This window comes from Nonomuraea sp. MTCD27 (assembly GCF_041950495.1).
Classification (GTDB): Bacteria; Actinomycetota; Actinomycetes; order Streptosporangiales; family Streptosporangiaceae; genus Nonomuraea.
The window spans coordinates 192280-214082 of sequence record NZ_JBGNUW010000012.1 but is presented as its reverse complement, the minus strand read 5'-3'; the positions used below and the strand labels follow the sequence as shown (position 1 = coordinate 214082).

Sequence of the window (21803 nt, the reverse complement as noted above, 5' to 3'; positions counted from 1 at the left end):
GGCTCAGGTGTGGTCGGCGCAGCAGGGAGTCGGGTTCGGCACCTCGGCGGGGGCGAGCCGGCCACCGGCGGCCGGCATGGTGAGCAGGGTCATGAGCCCGTCCCGCCAGACCGGCCTGACGTGCTCGTTCGTCACGATGAGCACGTCGTCGGCGGGCGGGTCGGGTGAGGCGAGCACCAGCACCCGGTCGATGGCCGAGCCACTGCGGAGCTCACCAGCGCTGAGGGTGCCGGTGAGCAGGTCACGGCCGGGGAAGGTGACGATCCGGCCGCCGCGCCGCGCGGCGTGCTCGGCCGCCGCCAGCGCCGCCCCCGCCGCCAGCGGCCCGGTACGCGCGTCGCCGAGCGCCCACGACGTGGCCGCCGGGGGAGGGGTCACCGGGCCCGGCACGGCCAGCGAGCAGGCCACGTGCGGCTCCTCGCCCGCCGGTCCCGCCGGGACGAAATGGGTGCAGCCGACGGCGTCGCCCGGCAGGCCGAGCTCCCGCGCCACGGTGTGGAGCAGGTGCTCGGCCTCGGGGAGCGTACGCGCGCCCGTGTCGAAACCGAGGATCATCGGCGCGGCAGGACCCAGATGGGGTTGCTGTAGAACCACAGGTCGTTCCACGGGTCGGCGTCGCCGTACACGTCGATCTGCGGGCCGTTCGGGTCCACCGCGGCGCCCAGCAGGCCGGGGGCGCCGCGCTTGCCGTCGGTGCCGCGCAGCCGCACGTACACCGGGCGGTCGACGGCGCCCAGCTGGTACGTGAAGGTGACGGTGCCGCTGTTCCTGCCCACCTCGAACGACTTCACGACCTTCGTGCTCGGCGTGGTGAAGGCGTCCTTGTCGGCGGCGGGGCCGGTGACGTCGCCCTGGATGACGTCCACCCGGGCCAGCGCGGGCACGAACTGCGCCCAGTTGGGCCGCCCGGCCAGGGTGATCTCGATGGCCAGCTCGACGCGGGCGCCCCTGCGTACGTGGAGGGTGTCGCCGAGCGTCACCCCGCGCTGACCGGTGCCGGCCGCGCGGGCCCGCACCACCAGGGCGCTGATCAGGCCGCCGTGGTCCACCCAGACGCGCCCGGCGCGCAGGCCGTCCATGACCGCGCGGTAGGAGAAGTCCTCCGCGCCGACGTGGGTCCTGCTGTAGTAGCCGGGCCAGAAGTCGCCGGAGCCGAAGTTGGCCACGCCCTTGTAGATGGGGTCCTCGTAGCGGCCGTTGGCGTTGAAGTCGCTGTTCGGGCCGCGGTCGCTGGTGTCGGCGTGCACCCAGTGGGCGTCGGAGTTCGCCGTGATCCACCACGGCTTGCCCTCGGCCAGCAGGCTGTCCCAGAGCCCGCCCACGGTGGCGGTCATCCAGTCGAACCCGCCGAAGGTCTTGTAGCTCTCGGCCGGGTAGCCGGGGAAGGAGTCGGGGCCGGGGTTGCTGTCGTAGATGCCCCGCCCGCCGCCGGGGCCGTTCGGCTTGGGGATGCCGGCGGCCTGGTGGCCGGGGGCGCCCTCCATGCCGACCGCGATCGACGGCTGGGCGTCGCGCCAGCCGCGGATCTCGTGCGGGGAGTCGATGCCCTTCCTGGAGGGGTGGTTGGCGAGGAACAGCGCGTCGGGGATCCGGCGCTTCCTGACGGCGTCGGCCAGGAAGTTCAGGCCGGCGATGGCCAGCGCCTCGTTCTGCGGCGTGTTGGAGCTCGCGCCCTTCACCGAGCCGTCGAAGGAGTTCTCGAACTCCTTGAGCGTCTCGACCTCGCCCCGGCCGGGGGCGACGAACACGGTGCCGTGCTCGGCGGCCGGGATGTTCCACTCCAGGCCCTGGAAGACCAGCGTGTCCTTGACGGACTCGCGGGCCGCCACGATGTCGGGGTTGACCTTGTCCACGCCGATCTTGGCGTGCGTGGCGCCACCGTGGTCGGTGATGACCATCCAGCCCAGGCCGTACGCGTTGCCGTGGCGGACCTGGTCGATGACCCGGTAGATGCCGTCGGAGCTGTACTGGGTGTGGATGTGGTGGTCGCCGGCCAGCCACTGGTAGCCGTCCCTGGGCTCCCGGCCGCGTCCCTCGTCCCCAGGGGTGGTGGCGGCCGCCGCCTGGCCCTGACCCCCCAGGACGCCGGCGGCGGTCAGCCCGGCTCCCAGCAGGCCCGCCCGGCGGAACATCCGCCGCCGGGAGAGCTGCCCGGGCGGCAGCTCGCCGTCCGGGATCGAAAGGTCCCGCGCCTGTGCCGCCTCGTTGTCTCCGAGGTCCTCGTGCACATGGTCGTGCGTGTGCCCGTGCCCGTGCCCGTGCCCGTGCTCGTGCTCGTGCTGATGGTGATGGCCGTGACTCATGAAGGTGCTTTTCTCCGTCCCGCCGAAAGGGTGCTCCGGCTACGGCGGGAGCGTGGCGGAACCGGATGAATCGGACATGAACGGCGGAAGATCAGCAAATGCCGGGCAGATGCCGGGCCGTCTCGCGCGGGGGACGGCCCGGTTCAGGCGGGTGATCTGCTACGACAGGGCGCGGGCGGCGTGCACCAGAGGCACGTGGCTGAAGGCCTGCGGGAAGTTGCCGACCAGGCGGTCATATCGCGGGTCGAACTCCTCCGCCAGCAGGCCCACGTCGTTGCGCAGCGCCAGCAGCCGCTCGAACAGATCCTTCGCCTCCTCCTTGCGGCCCTGCATCGCCATCACCTCCACCAGCCAGAAGCTGCACGCCAGGAACGCGCCCTCGCCACCCGGCAGGCCGTCCACGTCGTTGTCGGCGGCCAGCGGGTAGCGCAGGACGAAGCCGTCGGACATGAGCTCCTTCTCGATCGCCGCGACCGTCCCCGCCACGCGGGGGTCGTCGACGGGCAGGAAGCCCACCACGGGGATCATCAGCAGGGCCGCGTCCAGCTCGGAGGAGCCGTACGACTGGGTGAAGGTGTTGCGCTGCCGGTCGTAGCCCTTCTCGCAGATCTCCGCGTGGATGACGTCGCGCAGCGCCCGCCACTTCTCCACCGGCCCGGTACGCCCGAAGCCCTCGACGTATTTGACCGCCCGGTCGAGCGCCACCCAGCACATCACCTTCGAGTGCACGAAGTGCCGGCGCGGCCCCCGCACCTCCCACAGGCCCTCGTCCGGCTCGTCCCAGTGGTCCTCCACATAGTCGAGCAGCTGCCGCTGGATGCTCCAGGCCCGGTCGTCGGGCGACAGGCCGCGCGAGCGCGAGACGTAGAGGCAGTTCATGACCTCGCCGTACACGTCGAGCTGGAGCTGCTTGACCGCCTCGTTCCCGATCCGGACGGGGCGGGAGTCCTCGTAGCCGTCGAGCCAGTCCAGGCGCAGCTCGGGCAGGCGGCGCTCGCCCGCGACGCCGTACATGATCTGCAGGTCCTGCGGGCGGCCGGCGATGGCGCGCAGCAGCCACGCCCGCCAGTCGGCCGCCTCCTCCAGGTAGCCCGAGCTGATCAGCGCGTCGAGCGTCAGCGTCGCGTCGCGCAGCCAGCAGAAGCGGTAGTCCCAGTTGCGCACCCCGCCGATGTCCTCGGGCAGGGACGTGGTGGCCGCGGCCACGATGCCGCCGGTCGGCGCGTACGTCAGCCCCTTCAGCGTGATCAGCGACCTGACCACGGCCTCCCGGTAGGGCCCCGAGTAGGTGCACTTGGCCACCCACTCCGCCCAGAACGCCTCGGTCTCCGCGAGCTGCTCATGGCAGTCGATCTGCGGCGGCATCGGCTCGTGCGAGGGGTGCCAGGTGAACACGAACGGCAGCCGGTCGCCCTCCTTGACGGTGAAGGTCGCCCGGTGGGCGTAGTCGCCGCCCTTGAGCGGCACGGGGGAGTGCAGCCACACCGAGTCGGGCCCGCCGATGGCCTGCATGTGCCCGTTGGTCCGGCGCACCCACGGCACGATCCGGCCGTAGTCGAAGCGCACCCGGAGCTGGGTGGAGACCTCCACGGTCCCGGAGACGCCCTCGACGATGCGGACGACGTCGGGGTTGCGGTCGCGCGGCGGCATGAAGTCGATCACACGGACGGTGCCCGTCGGGGTGTCCCACTCGCTCTCCAGGATGAGCGTGTCGGGGCGGTACCGGCGCCTGGTGGCTGGCTTCCTCCCGGTGGGCCCGAGCCACCAGCTGCCGTTGCGCTCGGTGCCGAGCAGCGCCGAGAAACACGACGGCGAGTCGAACCTGGGCAGGCAGAGCCAGTCGATCGAACCGTCCCTCCCCACCAGCGCGGCCGACTGCATGTCTCCGATCAGGGCGTAATCCTCGATCCGCATGCCTAGACGCTACTGCGAGGAGGGGTGATCCCGTGGCCGGGCCGATCATGTCGCGTCATGATCGGCCCGGCCACGAGGATCACGTCAGAGGGAACCAGCGGGTGAACAGCTGCGTCAACGGCCCGATGGCCAGCGCGAACGCCAGCGTCCCCAGGCCCACCGTCCCGCCCAGCAGCCAGCCGGCGATCAGCACGGTGACCTCGATGAGCAGCCGCGAGAGCCGTACCGACAGGCCGAGGCGCATCAGGCCGGTCATGACGCCGTCGCGGGGGCCCGGGCCCATGCCGGCGCCGATGTACAGGACCGTGGCCAGGGCGATGGAGGTGACGCCGAGCGCCACGTACAGGGCCTGCAGCACGACGTTGCCCGGGGCCGGGAGCAGGAAGATCGCGGCGTCGGCGAACAGGCCGAGGAACACCACGTTGCTGATCGTCCCGAGACCCGGCTTCTGCTTCAGCGGGATCCACAGCAGCATCACCAGGGCGCCCACCGCGATGATCACGGTTCCGATGGACAGCCCGAGCCTGAGGCCGAGGCCCTGGTGGAAGACGTCCCAGGGGTCGTTGCCCAGCCCGGACTCGACCTGGAGGCCGATGCCGGCCCCGTACAGGGCCAGGCCGCCGTAGAGGCGGAAGAGGCGGGCGGGCAGTGAACTCCGCTCGGGGACGGTGGTGGTCTCGCTCATAGTGGACCCAGATTGGCATCTTGCCACTTGCCAAAACAGGGCCAATAACGAAAAGTGGCCTTATGAGACATGTCTCAGCGACGCAGGTGGCCCGGCTGGTCGGCATCGGCCCGGACGCGCGGCCGTACTACCGCGCCCTCGCCGACGGCGTCCGCGGCCTGATCATGGACGGCCGGCTCCCGGTCCGCGTCCGCATGCCCGCCGAACGCCACCTGGCCGAGGTCCTCCAGGTCAGCCGCACCACCGTGACCTCGGCCTACGACCTGCTGCGCGAGCGCGGCTACCTGGAGAGCCGGCAGGGCTCGGGCAGCTGGACCGCCCTGCCCGACCCGGCCACGACGGCCGAGAACCCGTGGCTCAGCACCGACGGCGACAGCCTCGTCCAGCTCCACTGCGCCGCCCCGCCCGGCCCCACGGCGCTCACCGCCGCCATGGCGGAGGCGGTCGAGGACATCCCCCGGTACGGCATGGGCAACGGCTACGACCCCATGGGCCTGCCCGTGCTCAGGGAGCGGATCGCCGCCCGGTACACCGCCAGGGGAGTGGCCACCAGGCCCGAGCAGATCATCGTCACCACCGGCTCCCAGCACGCCATCCAGCTCGTCATGGGCCTGCTCGTCGGCGCCGGCGACGCGGTGGTGGTGGAGTCGCCGACGTACCCGCACGCCATCGACGCGGCCCGCCACCGCGGCGCCCGCATCGTCCCGGTCGGGATCTCCCACGAGGGCTGGCAGCAGGACCTGGTCGCCGGGGCCATGCGGCAGTCGGGCGCCCGCCTGGCCTACCTCATGCCCGACTTCCAGAACCCGACGGGCGCCCTCATGGAGGACCCCGTCCGCGCCGCCGTCGCGGGCGCCGCCCGGCGGAACGACACCATGGTGCTGGTGGACGAGACCTGGTCGGAGCTGGCGCTGGACGAGGTGCCCCGCACCTCGCCGATGGCGGCGTTCGACAGCGACAGCCGGATGATCAGCATCGGGTCGGCGTCCAAGCTGTGGTGGGGCGGGCTGCGCATCGGCTGGATCCGCACCACCGCCGCGCTCGCCCGCCGCCTGGCCACCTTCCGCTCGTCGGTGGACATCGCCAGCCCGGTGCTGGAGCAACTCGTGGTGGCGCGGCTGTTCGACCGGCTGGAGGAGACCCGCGCCGAACGCCGCCGCACCCTGCGCGCCTCACGCGACGCGCTGGTCGCGGGCCTGCGCGAGCACCTGCCGGAATGGACGTTCGAGCTGCCGCGCGGCGGCGGCACCCTGTGGGTACGCCTGGACGCCGGCGGCTCGACCCCGCTCGCCGAGGCGGCCGCCTCCCACGGCGTACGCCTGGCGCCCGGCCCCTGGTTCGGCCTGGAGGGCACCCACGAGGGCTACCTCCGCCTCCCCTTCACCCAGCCGCCCCAGGCCCTGACGGACGCGGTCGTCCGCCTGCGCGCCGCCCGCGACCACGGCCCCTCCGGCACCCCCCGCCCCCCGGACTCGCTCATCGCGATGGTGTGACCTCACTCGTTGAGGCCCCTGGCCAGCGGTGCCTGCCACTTGCGGCGCATGGCCGCGATCCGCAGGCCGAACGCCAGCATCGCCGCCGCCAGCACCGCCGGCCACCCGTGCAGACCGTACGACGACAGCCCCGCCATCACCCCCGACCCCAGCATGGCCGGCACCGCGTAGAACTGCCGGTCGTACAGGAGCGCGGGGATCTGCCCGGCCAGCACGTCGCGGAGCATCCCCCCGCCCACCCCCGTCGTGACGCCCAGCAGCGCCGCGTGCAGGGGGCTGAGGCCGTACTCCATGGCCTTCTCCGTCCCGACCGCGCAGAACAGCCCGAGCCCGGCCGCGTCCAGGACCAGGATGGCCGGCATCACCCGGGCCACGTGCGGGTGCCAGAAGAAGACGATCACCGTCGCCACGACCGGCACCAGCACGTAGCCGACGCTCTGGAAGGCGATCGGCCGCACGTTGAGGATGAGGTCGCGGACGACGCCCCCGCCCAGCGCGGTCATCTCGGCCAGCACCCCCATCCCGACCACGTCGAGCCGCTTGCGTACGCCCATGAGCGCGCCGGACAACGCGAAGACGAAAATGCCGGCTAGATCCAGAATTTCGGACACGATCGAAATGTCTACCGCATGGCGGGTTCGTGATGCTCGGCCATCATCACCCGCAGCCTCCGCGTGAACATGAACAGCGCGATCCCCGCCACGACCGCCATCGCCGCCAGCACCAGGTAGTACATCGGCTCGGACAGCACCCGGTTGAGCCGCCCCGTCTGCCCGCCGACCGCGTCGCCCACCGACACCGCGATGAACCAGATCCCCAGCATCTGCCCCTTGAACGCCTCGGGCGCCAGCTTCGTCGTCACCGACAGCCCGACCGGGCTCAGCGACAGCTCCCCGAACACCTGGACCAGGTAGACCAGCACCAGCCACCACACCGAGACCCGCCCGGCCCCGGCCAGCCCCGCCGCCACCGCCATGACCACGAAGCTCAGCCCCACCATGACGAGCGCGAACCCGAACTTCTGCGGCGTGCTCACCCGCGTGCCCAGCTTCACCCACAGCGCCGCGAACACCGGCACGAAGATCATGATGAACAGCGGGTTGAACGACTGCGTCGTGGCCGCCTGGATCGGGACGCCGAACAGCGACAGGTCGGTGTGGTCCGCGGCGAAGAACAGCAGCTTGCTCGGCGCCAGGTCGTAGAGCATCCAGAAGACGGCCGCCGCCACGAACAGCCAGATGTAGGCCTTCATCCGGATGCGCTCGTCCTCGGTCAGGTCGTGGCTGCCGAGCATGATGTACGCGAAGTAGGCGATGGGCACGATCAGGATGACCACCGTGATCGCCACGGTGAGCCGGTCGATCGTGAGCGTGCCGGTCGCCGCCCAGGCCGCCAGCGCGATCGCCACCGCCGCCGTGCCGAGGGTCACGACCCGGGCGAAGCGCAGGCGTTCGCGGCGGGTCAGGCGCAGGCCGGGGCGCTCGCCGACGCCGCGCAGGTTGCGGCCGCCCCAGACGTACTGGACCAGGCCCAGCGCCATGCCGACCGCCGCCGCGCTGAACCCCAGGTGCCACCGGTCGCCGGCGGCCAGCCAGCCCACCACGATGGGCGCGAAGAAGGCGCCCAGGTTGATGCCCAGGTAGAACAGCGAGAACCCGGCGTCCCTGCGCGCGTCGTCCTCGTCCGGGTAGAGCCGGCCGACCATGACGGAGATGTTCGGCTTGAGCAGGCCCGTGCCGGCGATGATCAGCAGCAGCCCCAGCCAGACGAAGAACGGCGACGTCACCGGGATCGCCATGCTGATGTGCCCGAGCATGATGACGAACCCGCCCCAGAACACCGACCGGCGCGCCCCGAGGATGCGGTCCGCGATCCACCCGCCCGGCAGCGCCACCAGGTAGATGAGCGCGCCGTAGACGCCGACGACCGCCTGGGACGTCTCCTGCGACAGGCCCAGGCCCTGGTGCGCGGGCGACGCGGCCATGAAGGTGGCCAGGATCGCCCGCAGGCCGTACCAGGAGAACCGCTCCCACATCTCGGTGCCGAACAGCGTGGCCAGCCCCCAGGGATGCCCGAAGAACGTCCTGCCGCCACCGTCGCTCATATACCCCCCTGTCGAGCACTTTCCGCATGCAAGTGATCACTCTACGTGAAGCTCGCGGATCTCTCTCCGCAAGCACTTGCCGCTGCTCCGGGGGTGTGGTGCGATGCATCCCATTCATGCAAGTGAATACTGACTGGAGGCGGGTGCCATGGCCGAAGTCCTCGAAGTCCGGGCCGAGATCGAGCGTCAGATCGCCGGCCGTACCGTCTGTGAGCAACTCAGACAGGCGGCCGAGCAACACGGTGACGCGCCCGCCTACTCCGATCCGGACGGGGACGGCTGGAAGACGCTGACCTACGGCCAGGCCCGCCGGCGGATCCTGGAGATCGCGGCCGCGTTCGCCGCCCTCGGGCTCCGGCCCGGCGAGGCGGTGGCCCTCATGATGGTCAACCGCAGTGAGCACGTGCTGGCCGACCTCGGCGCCGTGCACGCGGGCGGGGTGGGCTGCACGATCTACTCGACGTTCGCGTCCGACCAGATCGCCTTCGTGGCCGGCGACGTGGACGCCCGGTACGCCGTCCTCGGCGGCCCGGCCGACCTGGCCCGCTGGGAGCCGGTGCTCGACGGGCTGGACGGCCTCCGCAAGATCATCATGCTGGACGGGGCGCCCGCCGGCGACCGGTTCATGACCTGGGCCGACTTCCTCGACCTGGGCCGGGAGCGGCTGGCCGCGGACCCGGACACGGTCGAGGCCCGCTGGCGCGCGGTCACCCCCGACGACGTGGCCACCGTCCTCTACACCTCGGGCACGACCGGCACCCCCAAGGGCGTGCCGCTCACCCACGCCAACATCTTCTACGAGGTCGCCGCCACCGACCGCCTCACCTCGCTGCCCGTGCGCGGCACGCAGATCTCCTACCTCACCTACGCCCACATCGCCGAGCGGATCCTCAGCCTCTACCTGCCCCTGGTCAAGGTCTCCCACGTGCACTTCTGCACCGACCTGGCCAACCTCGGGGCCACATTAGGCCAGGTCAGGCCGATGATGTTCTTCGGCGTGCCGCGCGTGTGGGAGAAGATGATGGCCCGCCTGCTGGCCGTGCTCGCCACCCAGCCGGAGGAGCAGCAGGCCGCCGTGCGCAAGGCCATGGAGGCGGGCGCCGCGTACGTCGAGGCCGGCCAGTACGGCCGCACGATCACCCCCGAGATCCAGGCCGCCTACGACCAGGCCGACGCCTCGCTCCTGTCCGTCATCCGCGGCATGATCGGGTTCGACCGCGCCGAGTGGACCGCCACCGGCGCCGCGCCGCTGGCCCCCGAGGTGCAGCACTTCTACGCGGGTCTCGGGCTGAAGGTCATCGACGTGTACGGCATGACGGAGACCACCGGCGCCTTCACCGGCAACAGCCCCGCCTGCTACCGCCTGGGCACCGTCGGCAGGGCCGAGCCCGGCGTCGAGATCCGCATCGCCGAGGACGGCGAGATCCTCACCCGCAGCCCGCTCAACACCGGCGGCTACCTCCACCGCGCCCAGGCCACCGCCGAGCTGCTGGACGCCGACGGCTGGCTGCACACCGGCGACATCGGCACGGTCGACGAGGACGGCTTCTACCGCGTCGTGGACCGCAAGAAGGAGCTGATCATCACCGCGGGCGGCGAGAACATCTCACCGGCCGAGATCGAGAACCACCTCAAGGAGCACAGCCTCATCGGCCAGGCCCTCGCCTACGGCGACAACCGGCCGCACCCGGTGGCCGTGCTGACGCTGGACGCCGAGGTGGCGCCCGGCTGGGCGCAGGCGCGCGGCATCACGTTCGACTCGCTCGCCGAGCTGGCCGAGCACCCGGAGGTCCTCAAGGAGGTGGAGTCGGCGGTGATGGCCGCCAACGCCAAGCTGGCCAGGGTGCAGCAGGTCAAGAAGTGGGCGCTGCTGGGCGTGGAGTGGACGGCCGAGACCGAGGAGCTCACCCCGAGCCTGAAGCTGAAGCGGCGCATCATCCACACGAAATACGCCGACATCATCGAAAGGCTCTACGGGTAACCGCATCCGGCCGGCCGGATGCGCGTCTCTTCGGGTTGAGCCGGTTTTGCCATTAGGGGCGTGTGTTGTGGTCCTGGTCATTACCGGACGGTTCCTACCGTCTCGATCATGACCAGAAGCTTTCTTCTCGTCTCGCTCGCGGCGGGGTCGCTCACGGTGCCCGCACCCGCCTTCTCCGCCGCGAGTGAGCTCGACATCAGCGCCATCACCGTACGCCCCGCCGATCCGGTCGTAGGGGCGCAGGGTTCCGTCCGCCTGGTGATCGACGTGATCGCCAAGGGGGCGCGGGGCAAGGACGGCGTCACCGTCAAGGTCGAGCCCGGCGCCCCGCCGGCCCACGTACCGGACCTGTCGAAGACACCCCCGTCCGCGCCTTCACCCGCGGACCCACCGGCCCGGCCCCCTGTCCAATCCCCGGTACGGCCTCCTGTCCAGCAACCCGACCAGCCGCCCGCCCAAGCACCACCTCAGACGCCTGCTCAGTCGCCGGCCCAGGCGCCGGATCAGGTCCCCGCCCAGCCTCCGGCGCACGCGCCGGATCAGGCTCCCGGCCAGGCCCCGGCCCAGGCTCAGGCGCCGGTCCTGGCCCCGGGCCAGGAGCCGGCCCAGGCCTCGCCGCTCACCCCGGCCCGGGCGTCGGGCCGGACCGACGGGACGGACCCGGTTCACGGGTCGGGCCAGTCCCGCGGGTCGGCTCAGGCCCCCGCCGCGGACCCGTCACCGGGTCTCGCCCCGGCCGAGGACTCGGCCCCGGCCCCGTCGCCGGGCCTCGCTCCAGCTCCCGCGCCCGATCCGGGCACAGGCACAGGCTCAGGCCCGGGCACGGGTGCCGCGCCGTCGCCCGCCGCGCCGGGCGCGGCCGGTTCCGTTGCCGACCCCGTTGCCGGTTCCGTTGCCGACCCCGTGGCCGACCCGGTGGCGGATCCCGTCCCGGCCGGCGCGGGCCCCAAGGACGGCGTTCCCGCGCAGTCGCACCCGCAGATCCCGCCGCGCCTGGTGTGGCGCCTGGCCCCGCCCCCGCCGGCCCGGATGGCCGACGGCTGGCAGACCTGGAGGTTCCTGCCGGACAAGAAGCTGAACCGCTTCTACCCCGCGGGCACCTGGACGATCACCGCCACCGCCAGGGGCGCGGGCGGGGCGACGATCACGGAGTACGCGTCGTTCGAGCTCAGGCGCGAGACCAGGCTCTCGGAGGTGCGGGCGGAGAAGTCGGCCCGTACGGACGGCGTACGCATGCGTGGCTCGCTCACCCGGGTGGACCCGCGCGGCCTCACCGACTACGGCCCGTTCGCCAAGCAGCGGCTCGAGATCCTCTGGCGTCCGGACGAGGCCGCGGCCTGGGAGACGGTGGGGGAGACGACCACGGACGCGGCCGGCGCGTTCATGGGCACGGTGCAGGGTCGTACGGGCGGCTACTGGCGCGTCCGCTACCCCGGAACAGGACACTACGCCTCAGATGTCTCTAAATCCCGACAAATCGCGCAATAGTGCCTGAACCAAAAAGCGCATCAAACGCCACACGAAACGCCGTTGCCGAATCGTGATCAACTTTGTCGCAACTTTTCCTTCCCCTTACGCGTCATTGGCGGTGACGTGCCCCGGCTTGGGGCGCGTTTTCCAGACGGGGAAGGAAATCTGATTTTGATGATGCGACGCCTAGCCGCCGGTCTGGCGGCTGCTGCCCTGGGCGCCACGATGGTGGCCACCGCCGCCTCGCCCGCGCTCGCGGACCCGGACCCGGGCCTGGACCCCGACGTCGCGGGCGGCTACACGACCCTGCAGTTCGACGCGAACCCGGAGCCCGCGTGGCGGGGCAAGCCCCTCACCCTTGAGGGCAAGCTCTCTGTGCAGTGCGACGAGGACTACATCAGCGGCTTCGTCTCGGTGCACCACGCCGACACCTGCAAGAAGTCGGAGCGCTGGCACCGCCTGGCGTACAAGCGGATCGTGATCCTCTTCCAGCCTGACGGCAGCGGCCGCTGGGAGCACGTGGACACCGTCCGCACCGGCGGCAAGGGCTACTTCGGCCTGAGGGTGCCGGCCCGCACGTCGGGCACGTGGCGCGCGGTCTTCGAGGGGAGCCGCTACCTGGCGCCCTCGGAGGGCAAGGACTGGGTCAAGGTCGTCGGCCACCGCCACTAGTCACACCCGGACGCCCGGCCGACCCCGGCCGGGCGTCCGCCATGTCCGGGGCCGTGAACGCCGTCAATAGGACACGGCGACCTGAACCCGGTGATGCCGGGGACGGTCCACCTCGTCCACGAGCGCCACCGCCAGATCCGCGTACGAGAACGCCGGATCCCCCTCCCCGGACTCCGGCACCCGCCCGTCCCCGAACCGGTACCGCCCCGTCCTGCCCGCCTCGGCGTCCAGGAACACGGGCGGCGGCGCGATCACCACCCAGTCGAGCGCCGACCCCTCCAGCACCTCCAGCTCCGCGGCGTGCCCCAGCGAGAACGCCCGCGCGTCGGCCGGGAACCCCGGCGTGTCCACGAGCCGCACCCCGGGCGAGACCTCCAGCAGGCTCCCGATGCCCAGCGCCACCAGCCGCGGCACCCCGGCCCGCGCCAGCCCGTCCACCAGGGCCCGCGCGGCCGCGGTGTAGAACTCCTCCGACGGCATGTCCAGCCGCGCCGCGACCTGCAGCGCCGCGTCGTGCCCCGCCGCGAGCCCGGCCACGCCGGCGGCGTCGGTGACGTCTCCCGCCAGCACCCGCACCCTCTCGCCGCCCAGATCCGGATATTTCCCCGGATCCCGCACCACGGCCGTCACCTCGTGCCCGCGCCCGGCCGCCTCCGCGACCACCTTCACCCCGGCCCGCCCGCCGGCGCCGAACACCACGATCCTGCTCATGCCACACACTCCGTCCACGCGATCCCGACCGGCGGCCGGATCGCCCGGCCGCCTCCGCAGACGGTAGATGGGGAGATGTCGCTTTCCGCAACGATAGTTGCCTACGATGACGGGATGGCCGAGCCCCTCGATCCGGACATGTTCACCGGCTGCCCGCCGGTCGCCGCGCCGATCCGCATCGGCGACAAGTGGACCGCGAAGATCATCCGCTGCCTGGAGCTCGGCCCGCGCCGCTTCAACGAGCTCCAGACGGTCCTGCGCGGCATCACCCCGAAGGTGCTCACCGAGTCCCTGCGCGCCATGGAGCGCGACGGCCTGCTCACCCGCACCGCGTACGCCGAGATCCCGCCCCGCGTCGAATACGCGCTCACCGACCTCGGCCGCAGCCTCCTGGAGCCGATGAACGCCGGCTGCGAGTGGTCGCGCAAGCACCTGGCGGAGCTGGTGCGCGCCCGCGAGTCCTGGCACGCCGCCCTCTGACCGACACCCACGCGCTCTCGGGGCGCCGGCGCCATGTCCCGCCAGGACGTGTACGAGGCACCCACGAGACCGCCGACCGCCCCCCGTACCGATCACCGACGACGCCGCGCCCGCGCCGCCGCCCTGGTAGACGGCTGATGCCGCGCGAAGGACTGCGGACCGCCGTCCGGAAACGCCGGAAACGTCCCCCACCGGCAAGGAATCGATCTAGGGAAGAATGTGTTGTCGTGCGATGAAGAGGCGGATTTTGAGCGCAGGCCGACCGCCGACGTAGTCTGGCCCTCTGGCTCAAACGAACAGGAGGTGACGCCCCGTGTTGCGAGACTCGTTCGGACGGGTGGCGACAGATCTTCGGGTGTCCCTCACGGACAAGTGCAATCTGCGCTGTACGTACTGCATGCCTCCCGAGGGCCTCGACTGGCTGCCCAACGCGAAGCTCCTCACCGCCGACGAGATCGTCCGGCTCGTGACGATCGCCGTCGAGCGGCTCGGGGTCACCGAGGTCCGCTACACCGGCGGCGAGCCCCTTCTGCGGCGTGAGCTGGTCGACATCGTCGCCCGCACCACCACGCTGTCCCCCAGGCCCCAGATCTCCCTGACCACCAACGGCATCGGCCTGGCCCGCCTCGCCGAGCCGCTGGCCGCCGCCGGCCTCCACCGGGTCAACGTCTCCCTCGACACGCTCGACGCCGGCACGTTCAAGCGGCTCGCGCACCGCGACAGGCACGCCGACGTTATCGACGGGCTCGCCGCCGCCGACGCCGCCGGCCTGCGCCCCGTCAAGGTCAACACGGTGCTCATGCGCGGCGTCAACGACCACGAGGCCGCGCCGCTGCTGCGCTGGTGCCTGGCCCGGGGCTACGAGCTGCGCTTCATCGAGCAGATGCCGCTCGACGCCCAGCACGGCTGGAGCCGCGAGGACATGGTCACCGCCGACGAGATCCTCGGCCTCCTGTCCGCCTCCTTCGACCTCACGCCCGACGACCTGGAGGAGCGCGGCAGCGCCCCGGCCGAGCGGTTCCTCGTGGACGGCGGGCCCGCCCGGGTCGGCGTGATCGGCTCGGTGACACGGCCGTTCTGCGGCGCGTGCGACCGGGTCCGCCTCACCGCCGACGGCCAGGTGCGCAACTGCCTGTTCGCCACCGAGGAGTCCGACCTGAAGACGGCGATGCGCGCCGGGGCCTCGGACGAGGAGCTGGCCGAGCGGTGGATGGTGGCGGTGTCCCGCAAGCGTGCGGGCCACGGCATCGACGACCCGTCCTTCCTCCAGCCCTCCCGCCCCATGTCCGCCATCGGCGGCTGAAGCGCCATGCCCGGCGCCCCGGCACCGCCCGCCGCTGCTCAGACCGGCGTGCCGGGCGCTGCCGGGCCGCTCCGTCTGGCGGGCCGGGTGACGGCACTTCCGCGCCGGCCGGCGGCTCGGGCCCCCTGGCCGTCGCGCGTCCGCCTCGCACCGCCGGGAACGGACGCCCCTGGTTCGACCAAGACACAATGAACGACCTGGAGGAGGCTCATATGCACGTGCTGAACGAATGGACCAGCCTGGCCTGCAAGGAGCTGGGCATCGACCCGGCGCTGGTGGACCGGGACCAGATTCTCGAGCTCACCAAGGAGGTCGCCCACGGCGTCGCCAGGCCGGCCGCGCCGCTGACGGCGTACCTGCTCGGCCTGGCCCAGGGCGCCGGCGTGGCCCCTGAGGACGCTGTGGCGCGACTGACCACATTGGCGAAGAACTGGGGTCAGGCGACAACTGAGACGCTGACAGACGGCTAAGACTCGAACGAACTCTTGAAGTCAAGCTCGCCACCCGCCTGAAGATTTCCTGGGAATAACGAGGCGGGGGCGAGTGTAAACGATTTCGGGAAAGCCGCCCTATCCAACTGCGTGGATCGCGTGGAGTGATCAAATCACGGCCGGGAAAAGGGCGACGCCGGGTGGTTACGGGGGCAAACCACCCGGCGTCGCTTCATCGGCGTTCCGACGGGGGCCCGGAACGCCGGCACCAGCACTCCGACGGGGGACCGGAGCGCTATGGCTAAAGCGTACACCTACAACCCGTGGGATGCGTCAAGACTTAGTCACGACCCGATCTCGCGTCGATGCAGCGGTATCTCGGTTTGGTTAGCCTCAGGGGACTGAAAGGTAGGTGGCGGGCCTGCCTCGCCCCTCTCATTGGCCCCGATTACCGCTATGTATGGCAAAAAGACCGCCGCCGCGATGAACAGCAGCCGGTACGGCCACGGCACCGGCACCACCACGGCCAGGATCAGGCAGAGCGTGCGGATCCCCATCTTGATGAGGTAGCTGATCTCCCGCTTGCGGATGTCGGACGTCAGCGACGGCTTGGCGTCCGTCACCTGGTGGACATCCGGTTTCTTGCGCCACCCCTTCATAGTTCCCACGGTAGACCCAGGAGGGCCGGGTCGCCACGGCACCCCCGGGCGGGGAGGGAGGTCATGCGATCATGGCCTTCGAGTAAGGAGGATGTGGAGATGACGGATCGTACGTACCGGGTCACCGAGATCGTCGGCACATCGGGGGAGAGCGTCGACCAGGCCATCCGCAACGGCCTCAAGAGGGCGTCCGAGACCTTGCGGCACCTCGACTGGTTCGAGGTGACCGAGATCCGCGGGCACCTCGACGCGGGAGAGGTCGCGCACTTCCAGGTAGGCATGAAGGTGGGCTTCCGCCTCGAGGACACCTGAGCCGCCGGCCGCGGGGCGGGACGGCCGTCCGCCACCCGCTCCGCCGGCCCGCCCGCCGGAACGCCTCAGCGCCCGTCTCAGCGCCGCGCCCACGCCCAAGAACGCCTCAGCACCGCACCCGCGCTGAGGAACACGCTCAGTGCCACACCCGCGCCCGGGAACGCCTCAGCGCCACACCCGCGCCCGGGAACGCCTCAGCGCCGCGCCCGCGTTCGGGAACGCCTCAGCGGCCCCCACGGCGCCGGCGCCCGCCACGAATCTGCCCCACCCGGGACGGCGGGAGCGATTAGATTGGCGGGCGTGAGTGGTGAGTTCCGCATCCTGCTGGTGTGCACGGCCAACATCTGCCGTTCCGCCATGGCAGAGGTGATCGCCAAGGCGATGCTCCACTCCGCGGCCATGCCCGTGGCCACGGGGAGCGCGGGCGTGCGCGCGCTGGTCGGCCACCCGATGGCCCCCCACGCGGTCGCCGCCCTGGGCAGGCTGGGCCTCGACGGCCGCACGCACCGGGCCCGCGTGCTGGACCTCGATCTCGTCAGGTCCTCCGACCTGCTGCTGACCATGGAGAACGGGCACCGCGCCGTGGCCGTCTCCCTCGACCCGCAGGCGGCGCGCAAGACGTTCACGCTGCCCGAGTTCGCCGCGCTGGCGGCCGGCGCCGGAGGGCGCCGTTACCGCTCCGACACGGCGGAGCGGGCGCGCGCGATCGTCCAGTCGGCCGCCGAGCGCCGCGAGGAGCGGCGGGCCCTGGAGGTGTACGACCCGTACGGCGGCCCGCCCGAAGGCTACGAGGCGTGCGCCAAGACGCTCGGCGAGTCGCTCAGCCACGCCCTGGCCGCCCTCCTGGGCCCCCGCTGAGGAGGGCCCGTGAGGGGCGTCAGCTCGCCTGGCTGACCGTGGACATGTTGAAGTCGGGCACCCGCACCGCCGGCATGATCGTGCGCTGGAAGTAGTCGTTCCACTCGCGCGGCAGCGTCCGCCCGGCGGCGCCCACCTCCGTCAGCCGTCCCAGCAGGTCCACCGGGCTCTCGTTGAAGCGGAAGTTGTTCACCTCGCCCACGACCTCGCCGTGCTCGACGAGGTAGACGCCGTCCCTGGTCAGCCCGGTCACCAGCAGCGTCTGGGGGTCGACCTCGCGGATGTACCACAGGCAGGTGACCAGCAGCCCGCGCCGCGTGGAGGCGATCATCTCCTCCAGCGACCGCCCGCCCTCGGGCCCCGACATGATCAGGTTGTCGATGCCCGGCGTCACCGGCAGCCCGCTCAGCTCCGCCGAGTAGCGGGTCTGCAGCAGCGACTCCAGCCGCCCGTCGCTGATCCAGTCGGTCGGCCCCAGCGGCAGCCCGTTGTCGAACACCGAGCTCTGCCTGCTGGAGGCGTGCGCCGTCACGAACGGCGCGCACGCGATGCCCGCCGCCCCGGGGTCGCTCGACAGCGAGACGGGCAGCCGGGCGAGCTGCTCGCCCACCCGCGTGCCCCCGCCGGGCTTGGCGAACACCGAGCGCCCGTCCAGCGCGTCCCTGGCGCCCGCCGACCAGAACAGGTAGATCATCAGGTCGGCCACCGCGCTCGGCGGCAGCAGCGTCTCGTAGCGGCCCGCCGGCAGGTCCACCCGGGTCTTGGCCCACTCCAGGCGCTGGGCCAGGGCGGAGTCGAGGGCGGCCACGTCGACGTCGGTGAAGTCCGGCGTGGACACGCCGGTCCACGCCGAGCGCTTCAGGTCGGCCGACTTGGCGTTGAGCTCCAGACGGCCGGTCGGCTGGTCGTGCCGCAGCCGCACGCCCGTGGAGGTGCCGAGGAAGGTCGAGGTCAGCGAGTGCTCCGCGAAGCCGTACAGCCTCCTGCCGCCGGCCTCCGCCGCGGCGAACGCGTCGCCGAGCGCCGGCGCGAACCCCTCGTAGACCCCGATGTCGGTCGGCCGCACCTCCTCGTCCCAGTGGGGCGAGGCGGCGCCGCCCGTGACGAGCTCGCGGGCGTCCTCGGCGGGCTGCGCGTCGCGCGCCGCCGCGTCGGCCGCCGCCACCACGTCGGCGAGCTGCTCGTCGCGTACGGCCGACCGCGACACCACGCCCACGCCCTGTCCCGCGATCGAGATCACGGTCAGCTGCGCGGACCGGGCGACGCCGTTCGTGGTCAGCGTGTTGCCCGCGAAGCGCAGGTTGGCCGTGGACCCCTCGTCCACGAGCACCACGCAGGCGTCGTTACCGGAGAGCTCGAGTGCCCTCTCCACCATCTCCTGAGGCGTCACTTCCCGCCCTCCTGCACCGTGTTGAGGATCCGCACGCCCCTGAACAGCGCCGACGGACATCCGTGGCTGACCGGCGCGACCTGTCCCGGCTGTCCCTTGCCGCAGTTGAAGGCGCCGCCGAGCACGTAGGTCCCCGGCCCGCCGACCGCCTCCATCGACTGCCAGAAGTCCGTCGTCGTGGCCTGGTAGGCGAAGTCCCTGACCTGCCCCGCCAGCTTCCCGTGCGAGATCCGGTACGCCCGCTGCCCGGTGAACTGGAAGTTGTAGCGCTGCATGTCGATCGACCAGCTCTTGTCGCCGACGATGTAGATGCCCCGCTCGACGCCCGCGATCAGCTCGTCCGTCGAGGGCCCGTCGGGCGCCGCCGCCAGCGACACGTTGGCCATGCGCTGGATCGGCATGTGGCCCGGCGAGTCGGCGAACGCGCACCCGTTGGACCGCCCGAACCCCTTCATCAGCGCCATCCGCCGGTCGAGCTGGTAGCCCACCAGGATGCCGTCCTTGACGATGTCGAAGCTCTGCCCCCGCACGCCCTCGTCGTCGTAGCCGATCGTGGCCAGGCCGTGGGTGACCGTCCTGTCGCCGGTCACGTTCATCAGGGGAGAGCCGTAGACGAGCTCGTTGAGCTGGTCGAACGTGGCGAAGCTGGTGCCGGCGTAGGCCGCCTCGTAGCCCAGCGCCCGGTCCAGCTCCGTGGCGTGGCCGATCGACTCGTGGATCGTCAGCCACAGGTTGGACGGATCGATCACCAGGTCGTAGTCGCCCGCCTCGACCGAGGGCGCCGCCAGCTTCTCCGCCAGCAGCTCGGGCAGCCTGGCCAGCTCGTCCGGCCAGTCCCAGCCGGTGCCGGTCAGGTATTCGTACCCGCGCCCGACCGGCGGCGCGATGGTCGACATGTCGTCGAAGCCGCTCTCGGCCGCCTTCATCGCGTTGAGCTTCGGATGCACCCGAACCCGCTGCTGCGTGGTCACGGTGCCGGCCGTGTCGGCGTAGAACTTCTGCTCCTTGACCTGCAGCAGCCGCGCGGAGACGTGGTCGGCGCCCTTCAGCAGCCCGGCCGACCACTCCGCCAGCAGGCCCACCTTGTCGGCCGGGGCCACGTCGAACGGGTCGACGTCGTAGGCCGACACCCACACGGCCTCCGCGTGCGCCGGCTCGGGCGCCAGCTCGATGGGCTCCCGGTTGATCGGGGCGCTCACCTCCGCCACCCGCACCGCCTGCTCGGCCACCACGGCGGCGGCCTGCGGCGTCAGGTGGATGCCGGCGGCGAACCCCCACGTGCCGCCCTTGACGACGCGCACGGCGTAGCCCAGGTCGTCGGCGTCCATGGCGCCCTCGAGCCGGGCGTCGTACAGGCTCAGGGTCTCCGCTCTGACGCGTTCGAGCCGGAAGTCGGCGTGCTCGGCGCCGAGGTCGCGGGCGCGCTGCAGGGCGGCGTCCGCGAGCTGCCGCAGCGGCAGTTCCAGGAAGTCGGGATCGATCTGGCGCATGTCCACGATCCTAACCCTGTGATCTTGTCTCACCCGGACAAGCCGATACCGGCGGGTAGGAGATAGCGTCAGGTCTCATGGCACGCTCTGTACTCGTCACCGGGGGCAATCGCGGCATAGGCCTCGCGATCGCCCGTGAACTCGCCGCGGCAGGCGACGCCGTCGCGGTCACCTACCGATCCGGGGAGCCGCCCGAGGGCCTGTTCGGCGTGCGCTGCGACGTCACCAGCATGGCCGACGTCGAGGCCGCGTTCGAGAAGGTCGAGGCCGAGCACGGCCCGGTCGAGGTCCTGGTCTCCAACGCCGGCATCACCAAGGACACGTTGCTCGCGATGATGAAGGAGGAGACCTTCACCGACGTCATCGACGCCAACCTGACCGGCGCCTACCGCGTCGCCAAGCGGGCCATCAGGCCCATGATGAAGCTCAAGCGCGGCCGGATCGTTCTCATCTCCTCCGTCGTCGGCCTGAGCGGCCAGGCGGGCCAGGCCAACTACGCCGCCTCCAAGGCCGGCCTGGTCGGCTTCGCCCGCTCCCTGGCCCGCGAATACGGCTCCCGCAACATCACGGTCAACGTCGTCGCGCCGGGCTTCGTGGCCACCGACATGACCGCCGACCTCGACCAGGAGGCGATCGTGGCCAACATCCCGCTCGGACGGCAGGCGGTCCCCGAGGAGGTGGCGCGCGTCGTGCGCTTCCTGGCGAGCGACGACGCCTCCTACATCACCGGGGCCGTGATCCCCGTCGACGGCGGACTCGGAATGGGGCACTGACGTGGGAATTCTCGAAGGCAAGCGGATCCTCGTCACGGGCGTCCTGACCGACGCCTCGATCGCCTTCTCGGTGGCCAAGCTGGCCCAGGAGGAGGGCGCCACGGTCGTCCTGACCGGTTTCGGGCGGCTGAGCCTGGTGGAGCGCATCGCCAAGCGCCTGCCGCAGCCGGCGCCGGTGCTGGAGCTCGACGTCCAGAACAACGAGCACCTCGACACGCTCGCGGCCCGGGTGGGGGAGCACGTCGACGGGCTCGACGGGGTCGTCCACTCGATCGGCTTCGCCCCGCAGACGGCGCTCGGGGGCAACTTCCTCAACACCTCGTGGGAAGACGTCGCCACGGCGCTGCAGGTGTCGACCTACTCGTTCAAGTCCCTGGCCGTGGCCTGCCTGCCGCTGATGAAGGAGGGCGGGGCGGTGGTCGGCCTCGACTTCGACGCCTCCAAGGCGTGGCCGGTCTACGACTGGATGGGCGTGGCCAAGGCCGGGCTCGAGTCCTGCAACCGCTACCTCGCCCGCGACCTGGGCAAGCAGAACATCCGGGTCAACCTGGTGGCGGCCGGGCCGCTGCGCACGATGGCGGCCAAGTCGATCCCGGGCTTCAAGGAGTTCGAGGACAGCTGGCCGGAGAAGGCCCCGCTGGGCTGGGACCTGTCCGACACGGTCCCGGCGGCCAAGGCCTGCGTGGCGCTGATGTCCGACTGGTTCCCGGCGACGACGGGTGAGATCGTCCACGTCGACGGCGGCGTCCACGCCATCGGCGGCTGACCCCCTGA

At 71.6% G+C, this 21803-nt stretch carries 21 protein-coding genes; 11 read left to right on the top strand and 10 right to left on the bottom strand.

Going from position 1 to position 21803, the window contains the following annotated elements:
- Positions 1-3: 3 nt before the first annotated feature.
- From ACBJ59_RS32615 to ACBJ59_RS32600, 4 genes are all read right to left on the bottom strand, one after another.
- Entirely contained in the window at positions 4-555 is a 552-nt protein-coding gene (locus tag ACBJ59_RS32615; protein ID WP_375114036.1) for a hypothetical protein, read from the bottom strand.
- The gene (locus tag ACBJ59_RS32610; RefSeq protein ID WP_375114035.1) at positions 552-2303 is read right to left on the bottom strand and encodes a histidinol-phosphatase; all 1752 of its coding nucleotides are present in this window, start codon (positions 2301-2303) and stop codon (positions 552-554) included. Before ACBJ59_RS32610 ends, ACBJ59_RS32615 begins: the two co-directional genes overlap by 4 nt.
- Before the next feature lie 159 nt (positions 2304-2462).
- The gene (locus tag ACBJ59_RS32605; RefSeq protein WP_375114034.1) at positions 2463-4217 is read right to left on the bottom strand and encodes a glycoside hydrolase family 15 protein; all 1755 of its coding nucleotides are present in this window, start codon (positions 4215-4217) and stop codon (positions 2463-2465) included.
- A gap of 79 nt (positions 4218-4296) precedes the next feature.
- Positions 4297-4902, bottom strand: coding sequence for a YitT family protein (locus ACBJ59_RS32600; protein ID WP_375114033.1), 606 nt, complete (start codon positions 4900-4902; stop codon positions 4297-4299).
- Positions 4903-4964: 62 nt separating this feature from the next.
- Between ACBJ59_RS32600 and ACBJ59_RS32595 the strand changes: the two genes are divergently transcribed.
- Entirely contained in the window at positions 4965-6395 is a 1431-nt protein-coding gene (locus ACBJ59_RS32595; protein WP_375114032.1) for a PLP-dependent aminotransferase family protein, read from the top strand.
- Between the two features lie 2 nt (positions 6396-6397).
- On the opposite strand, the gene ACBJ59_RS32590 is transcribed toward ACBJ59_RS32595, so the two are convergent.
- Both ACBJ59_RS32590 and ACBJ59_RS32585 read right to left on the bottom strand, forming a co-directional pair.
- A complete protein-coding gene (locus ACBJ59_RS32590) occupies positions 6398-7006 on the bottom strand; it encodes a trimeric intracellular cation channel family protein (protein ID WP_375114031.1) in 609 nt (202 codons plus the stop codon).
- A gap of 11 nt (positions 7007-7017) precedes the next feature.
- Positions 7018-8499 carry a peptide MFS transporter gene (locus ACBJ59_RS32585; protein WP_375114030.1) on the bottom strand — a complete coding sequence of 494 codons (1482 nt, stop codon included), beginning with the start codon at positions 8497-8499 and terminating at the stop codon, positions 7018-7020.
- Positions 8500-8647: 148 nt separating this feature from the next.
- On the opposite strand from ACBJ59_RS32585, the gene ACBJ59_RS32580 reads away from it, so the two are divergent.
- From ACBJ59_RS32580 to ACBJ59_RS32570, 3 genes are all read left to right on the top strand, one after another.
- Positions 8648-10480, top strand: coding sequence for an AMP-dependent synthetase/ligase (locus ACBJ59_RS32580; protein WP_375114029.1), 1833 nt, complete (start codon positions 8648-8650; stop codon positions 10478-10480).
- 108 nt (positions 10481-10588) lie between these two features.
- Positions 10589-11968 (top strand): hypothetical protein, encoded by a 1380-nt coding sequence (locus ACBJ59_RS32575; RefSeq protein ID WP_375114028.1) that lies wholly within the window; start codon positions 10589-10591, stop codon positions 11966-11968.
- Between the two features lie 156 nt (positions 11969-12124).
- Positions 12125-12622 carry a hypothetical protein gene (locus ACBJ59_RS32570; RefSeq protein WP_364136119.1) on the top strand — a complete coding sequence of 166 codons (498 nt, stop codon included), beginning with the start codon at positions 12125-12127 and terminating at the stop codon, positions 12620-12622.
- Between the two features lie 63 nt (positions 12623-12685).
- On the opposite strand, the gene ACBJ59_RS32565 is transcribed toward ACBJ59_RS32570, so the two are convergent.
- Entirely contained in the window at positions 12686-13333 is a 648-nt protein-coding gene (locus tag ACBJ59_RS32565) for an NAD(P)H-binding protein (protein WP_364136122.1), read from the bottom strand.
- Between the two features lie 114 nt (positions 13334-13447).
- Here ACBJ59_RS32565 and ACBJ59_RS32560 point away from each other — a divergent pair, with 114 nt between their 5' ends.
- From ACBJ59_RS32560 to ACBJ59_RS32550, 3 genes are all read left to right on the top strand, one after another.
- Complete coding sequence (locus ACBJ59_RS32560) at positions 13448-13813, top strand: helix-turn-helix domain-containing protein (protein WP_364136125.1); 366 nt, start codon at positions 13448-13450, stop codon at positions 13811-13813.
- Positions 13814-14126: 313 nt separating this feature from the next.
- The gene (gene moaA, locus ACBJ59_RS32555) at positions 14127-15116 is read left to right on the top strand and encodes a GTP 3',8-cyclase MoaA (protein WP_375114027.1); all 990 of its coding nucleotides are present in this window, start codon (positions 14127-14129) and stop codon (positions 15114-15116) included.
- Positions 15117-15328: 212 nt separating this feature from the next.
- Positions 15329-15586 carry a DUF6457 domain-containing protein gene (locus tag ACBJ59_RS32550; RefSeq protein ID WP_364136131.1) on the top strand — a complete coding sequence of 86 codons (258 nt, stop codon included), beginning with the start codon at positions 15329-15331 and terminating at the stop codon, positions 15584-15586.
- Positions 15587-15891: 305 nt separating this feature from the next.
- Here ACBJ59_RS32550 and ACBJ59_RS32545 read toward each other — a convergent pair whose 3' ends face one another.
- A complete protein-coding gene (locus ACBJ59_RS32545) occupies positions 15892-16206 on the bottom strand; it encodes a DUF3099 domain-containing protein (protein WP_364136134.1) in 315 nt (104 codons plus the stop codon).
- 99 nt (positions 16207-16305) lie between these two features.
- Between ACBJ59_RS32545 and ACBJ59_RS32540 the strand changes: the two genes are divergently transcribed.
- Positions 16306-16518 carry a dodecin gene (locus ACBJ59_RS32540; protein WP_364136137.1) on the top strand — a complete coding sequence of 71 codons (213 nt, stop codon included), beginning with the start codon at positions 16306-16308 and terminating at the stop codon, positions 16516-16518.
- 300 nt (positions 16519-16818) lie between these two features.
- Positions 16819-17376 (top strand): hypothetical protein, encoded by a 558-nt coding sequence (locus ACBJ59_RS32535; RefSeq protein WP_375114026.1) that lies wholly within the window; start codon positions 16819-16821, stop codon positions 17374-17376.
- 19 nt (positions 17377-17395) lie between these two features.
- On the opposite strand, the gene ACBJ59_RS32530 is transcribed toward ACBJ59_RS32535, so the two are convergent.
- Both ACBJ59_RS32530 and ACBJ59_RS32525 read right to left on the bottom strand, forming a co-directional pair.
- Positions 17396-18766 carry a metallopeptidase TldD-related protein gene (locus ACBJ59_RS32530; RefSeq protein WP_375114025.1) on the bottom strand — a complete coding sequence of 457 codons (1371 nt, stop codon included), beginning with the start codon at positions 18764-18766 and terminating at the stop codon, positions 17396-17398.
- On the bottom strand, positions 18763-20256 hold the full coding sequence (locus ACBJ59_RS32525; RefSeq protein ID WP_375114024.1) for a TldD/PmbA family protein: 1494 nt from the start codon (positions 20254-20256) through the stop codon (positions 18763-18765). The genes ACBJ59_RS32530 and ACBJ59_RS32525 overlap by 4 nt, the downstream gene beginning before the upstream one ends.
- A gap of 77 nt (positions 20257-20333) precedes the next feature.
- On the opposite strand from ACBJ59_RS32525, the gene ACBJ59_RS32520 reads away from it, so the two are divergent.
- Both ACBJ59_RS32520 and fabI read left to right on the top strand, forming a co-directional pair.
- Complete coding sequence (locus ACBJ59_RS32520) at positions 20334-21029, top strand: beta-ketoacyl-ACP reductase (RefSeq protein WP_375114023.1); 696 nt, start codon at positions 20334-20336, stop codon at positions 21027-21029.
- Between the two features lies 1 nt (position 21030).
- Positions 21031-21795, top strand: a complete 765-nt coding sequence (fabI, locus tag ACBJ59_RS32515; RefSeq protein WP_364136152.1) for an enoyl-ACP reductase FabI — start codon at positions 21031-21033, stop codon at positions 21793-21795.
- Positions 21796-21803 lie beyond the last annotated feature (8 nt).

Excerpts from the sequence above, each read along its gene's own strand:
- ACBJ59_RS32615 (WP_375114036.1), bottom strand. The coding sequence starts at position 555 with ATGATCCTCGGTTTCGACACGGGCGCGCGTACGCTCCCCGAGGCCGAG.
- ACBJ59_RS32550 (WP_364136131.1), top strand. The coding sequence starts at position 15,329 with ATGCACGTGCTGAACGAATGGACCAGCCTGGCCTGCAAGGAGCTGGGC.
- ACBJ59_RS32605 (WP_375114034.1), bottom strand. The coding sequence starts at position 4,217 with ATGCGGATCGAGGATTACGCCCTGATCGGAGACATGCAGTCGGCCGCG.
- ACBJ59_RS32540 (WP_364136137.1), top strand. The coding sequence starts at position 16,306 with ATGACGGATCGTACGTACCGGGTCACCGAGATCGTCGGCACATCGGGG.
- ACBJ59_RS32520 (WP_375114023.1), top strand. The coding sequence starts at position 20,334 with ATGGCACGCTCTGTACTCGTCACCGGGGGCAATCGCGGCATAGGCCTC.
- ACBJ59_RS32600 (WP_375114033.1), bottom strand. The coding sequence starts at position 4,902 with ATGAGCGAGACCACCACCGTCCCCGAGCGGAGTTCACTGCCCGCCCGC.
- ACBJ59_RS32525 (WP_375114024.1), bottom strand. The coding sequence starts at position 20,256 with ATGCGCCAGATCGATCCCGACTTCCTGGAACTGCCGCTGCGGCAGCTC.
- ACBJ59_RS32580 (WP_375114029.1), top strand. The coding sequence starts at position 8,648 with ATGGCCGAAGTCCTCGAAGTCCGGGCCGAGATCGAGCGTCAGATCGCC.
- ACBJ59_RS32565 (WP_364136122.1), bottom strand. The coding sequence starts at position 13,333 with ATGAGCAGGATCGTGGTGTTCGGCGCCGGCGGGCGGGCCGGGGTGAAG.
- ACBJ59_RS32570 (WP_364136119.1), top strand. The coding sequence starts at position 12,125 with ATGATGCGACGCCTAGCCGCCGGTCTGGCGGCTGCTGCCCTGGGCGCC.
- ACBJ59_RS32610 (WP_375114035.1), bottom strand. The coding sequence starts at position 2,303 with ATGAGTCACGGCCATCACCATCAGCACGAGCACGAGCACGGGCACGGG.
- ACBJ59_RS32585 (WP_375114030.1), bottom strand. The coding sequence starts at position 8,499 with ATGAGCGACGGTGGCGGCAGGACGTTCTTCGGGCATCCCTGGGGGCTG.
- ACBJ59_RS32560 (WP_364136125.1), top strand. The coding sequence starts at position 13,448 with ATGGCCGAGCCCCTCGATCCGGACATGTTCACCGGCTGCCCGCCGGTC.
- ACBJ59_RS32575 (WP_375114028.1), top strand. The coding sequence starts at position 10,589 with ATGACCAGAAGCTTTCTTCTCGTCTCGCTCGCGGCGGGGTCGCTCACG.
- ACBJ59_RS32595 (WP_375114032.1), top strand. The coding sequence starts at position 4,965 with ATGAGACATGTCTCAGCGACGCAGGTGGCCCGGCTGGTCGGCATCGGC.
- ACBJ59_RS32545 (WP_364136134.1), bottom strand. The coding sequence starts at position 16,206 with ATGAAGGGGTGGCGCAAGAAACCGGATGTCCACCAGGTGACGGACGCC.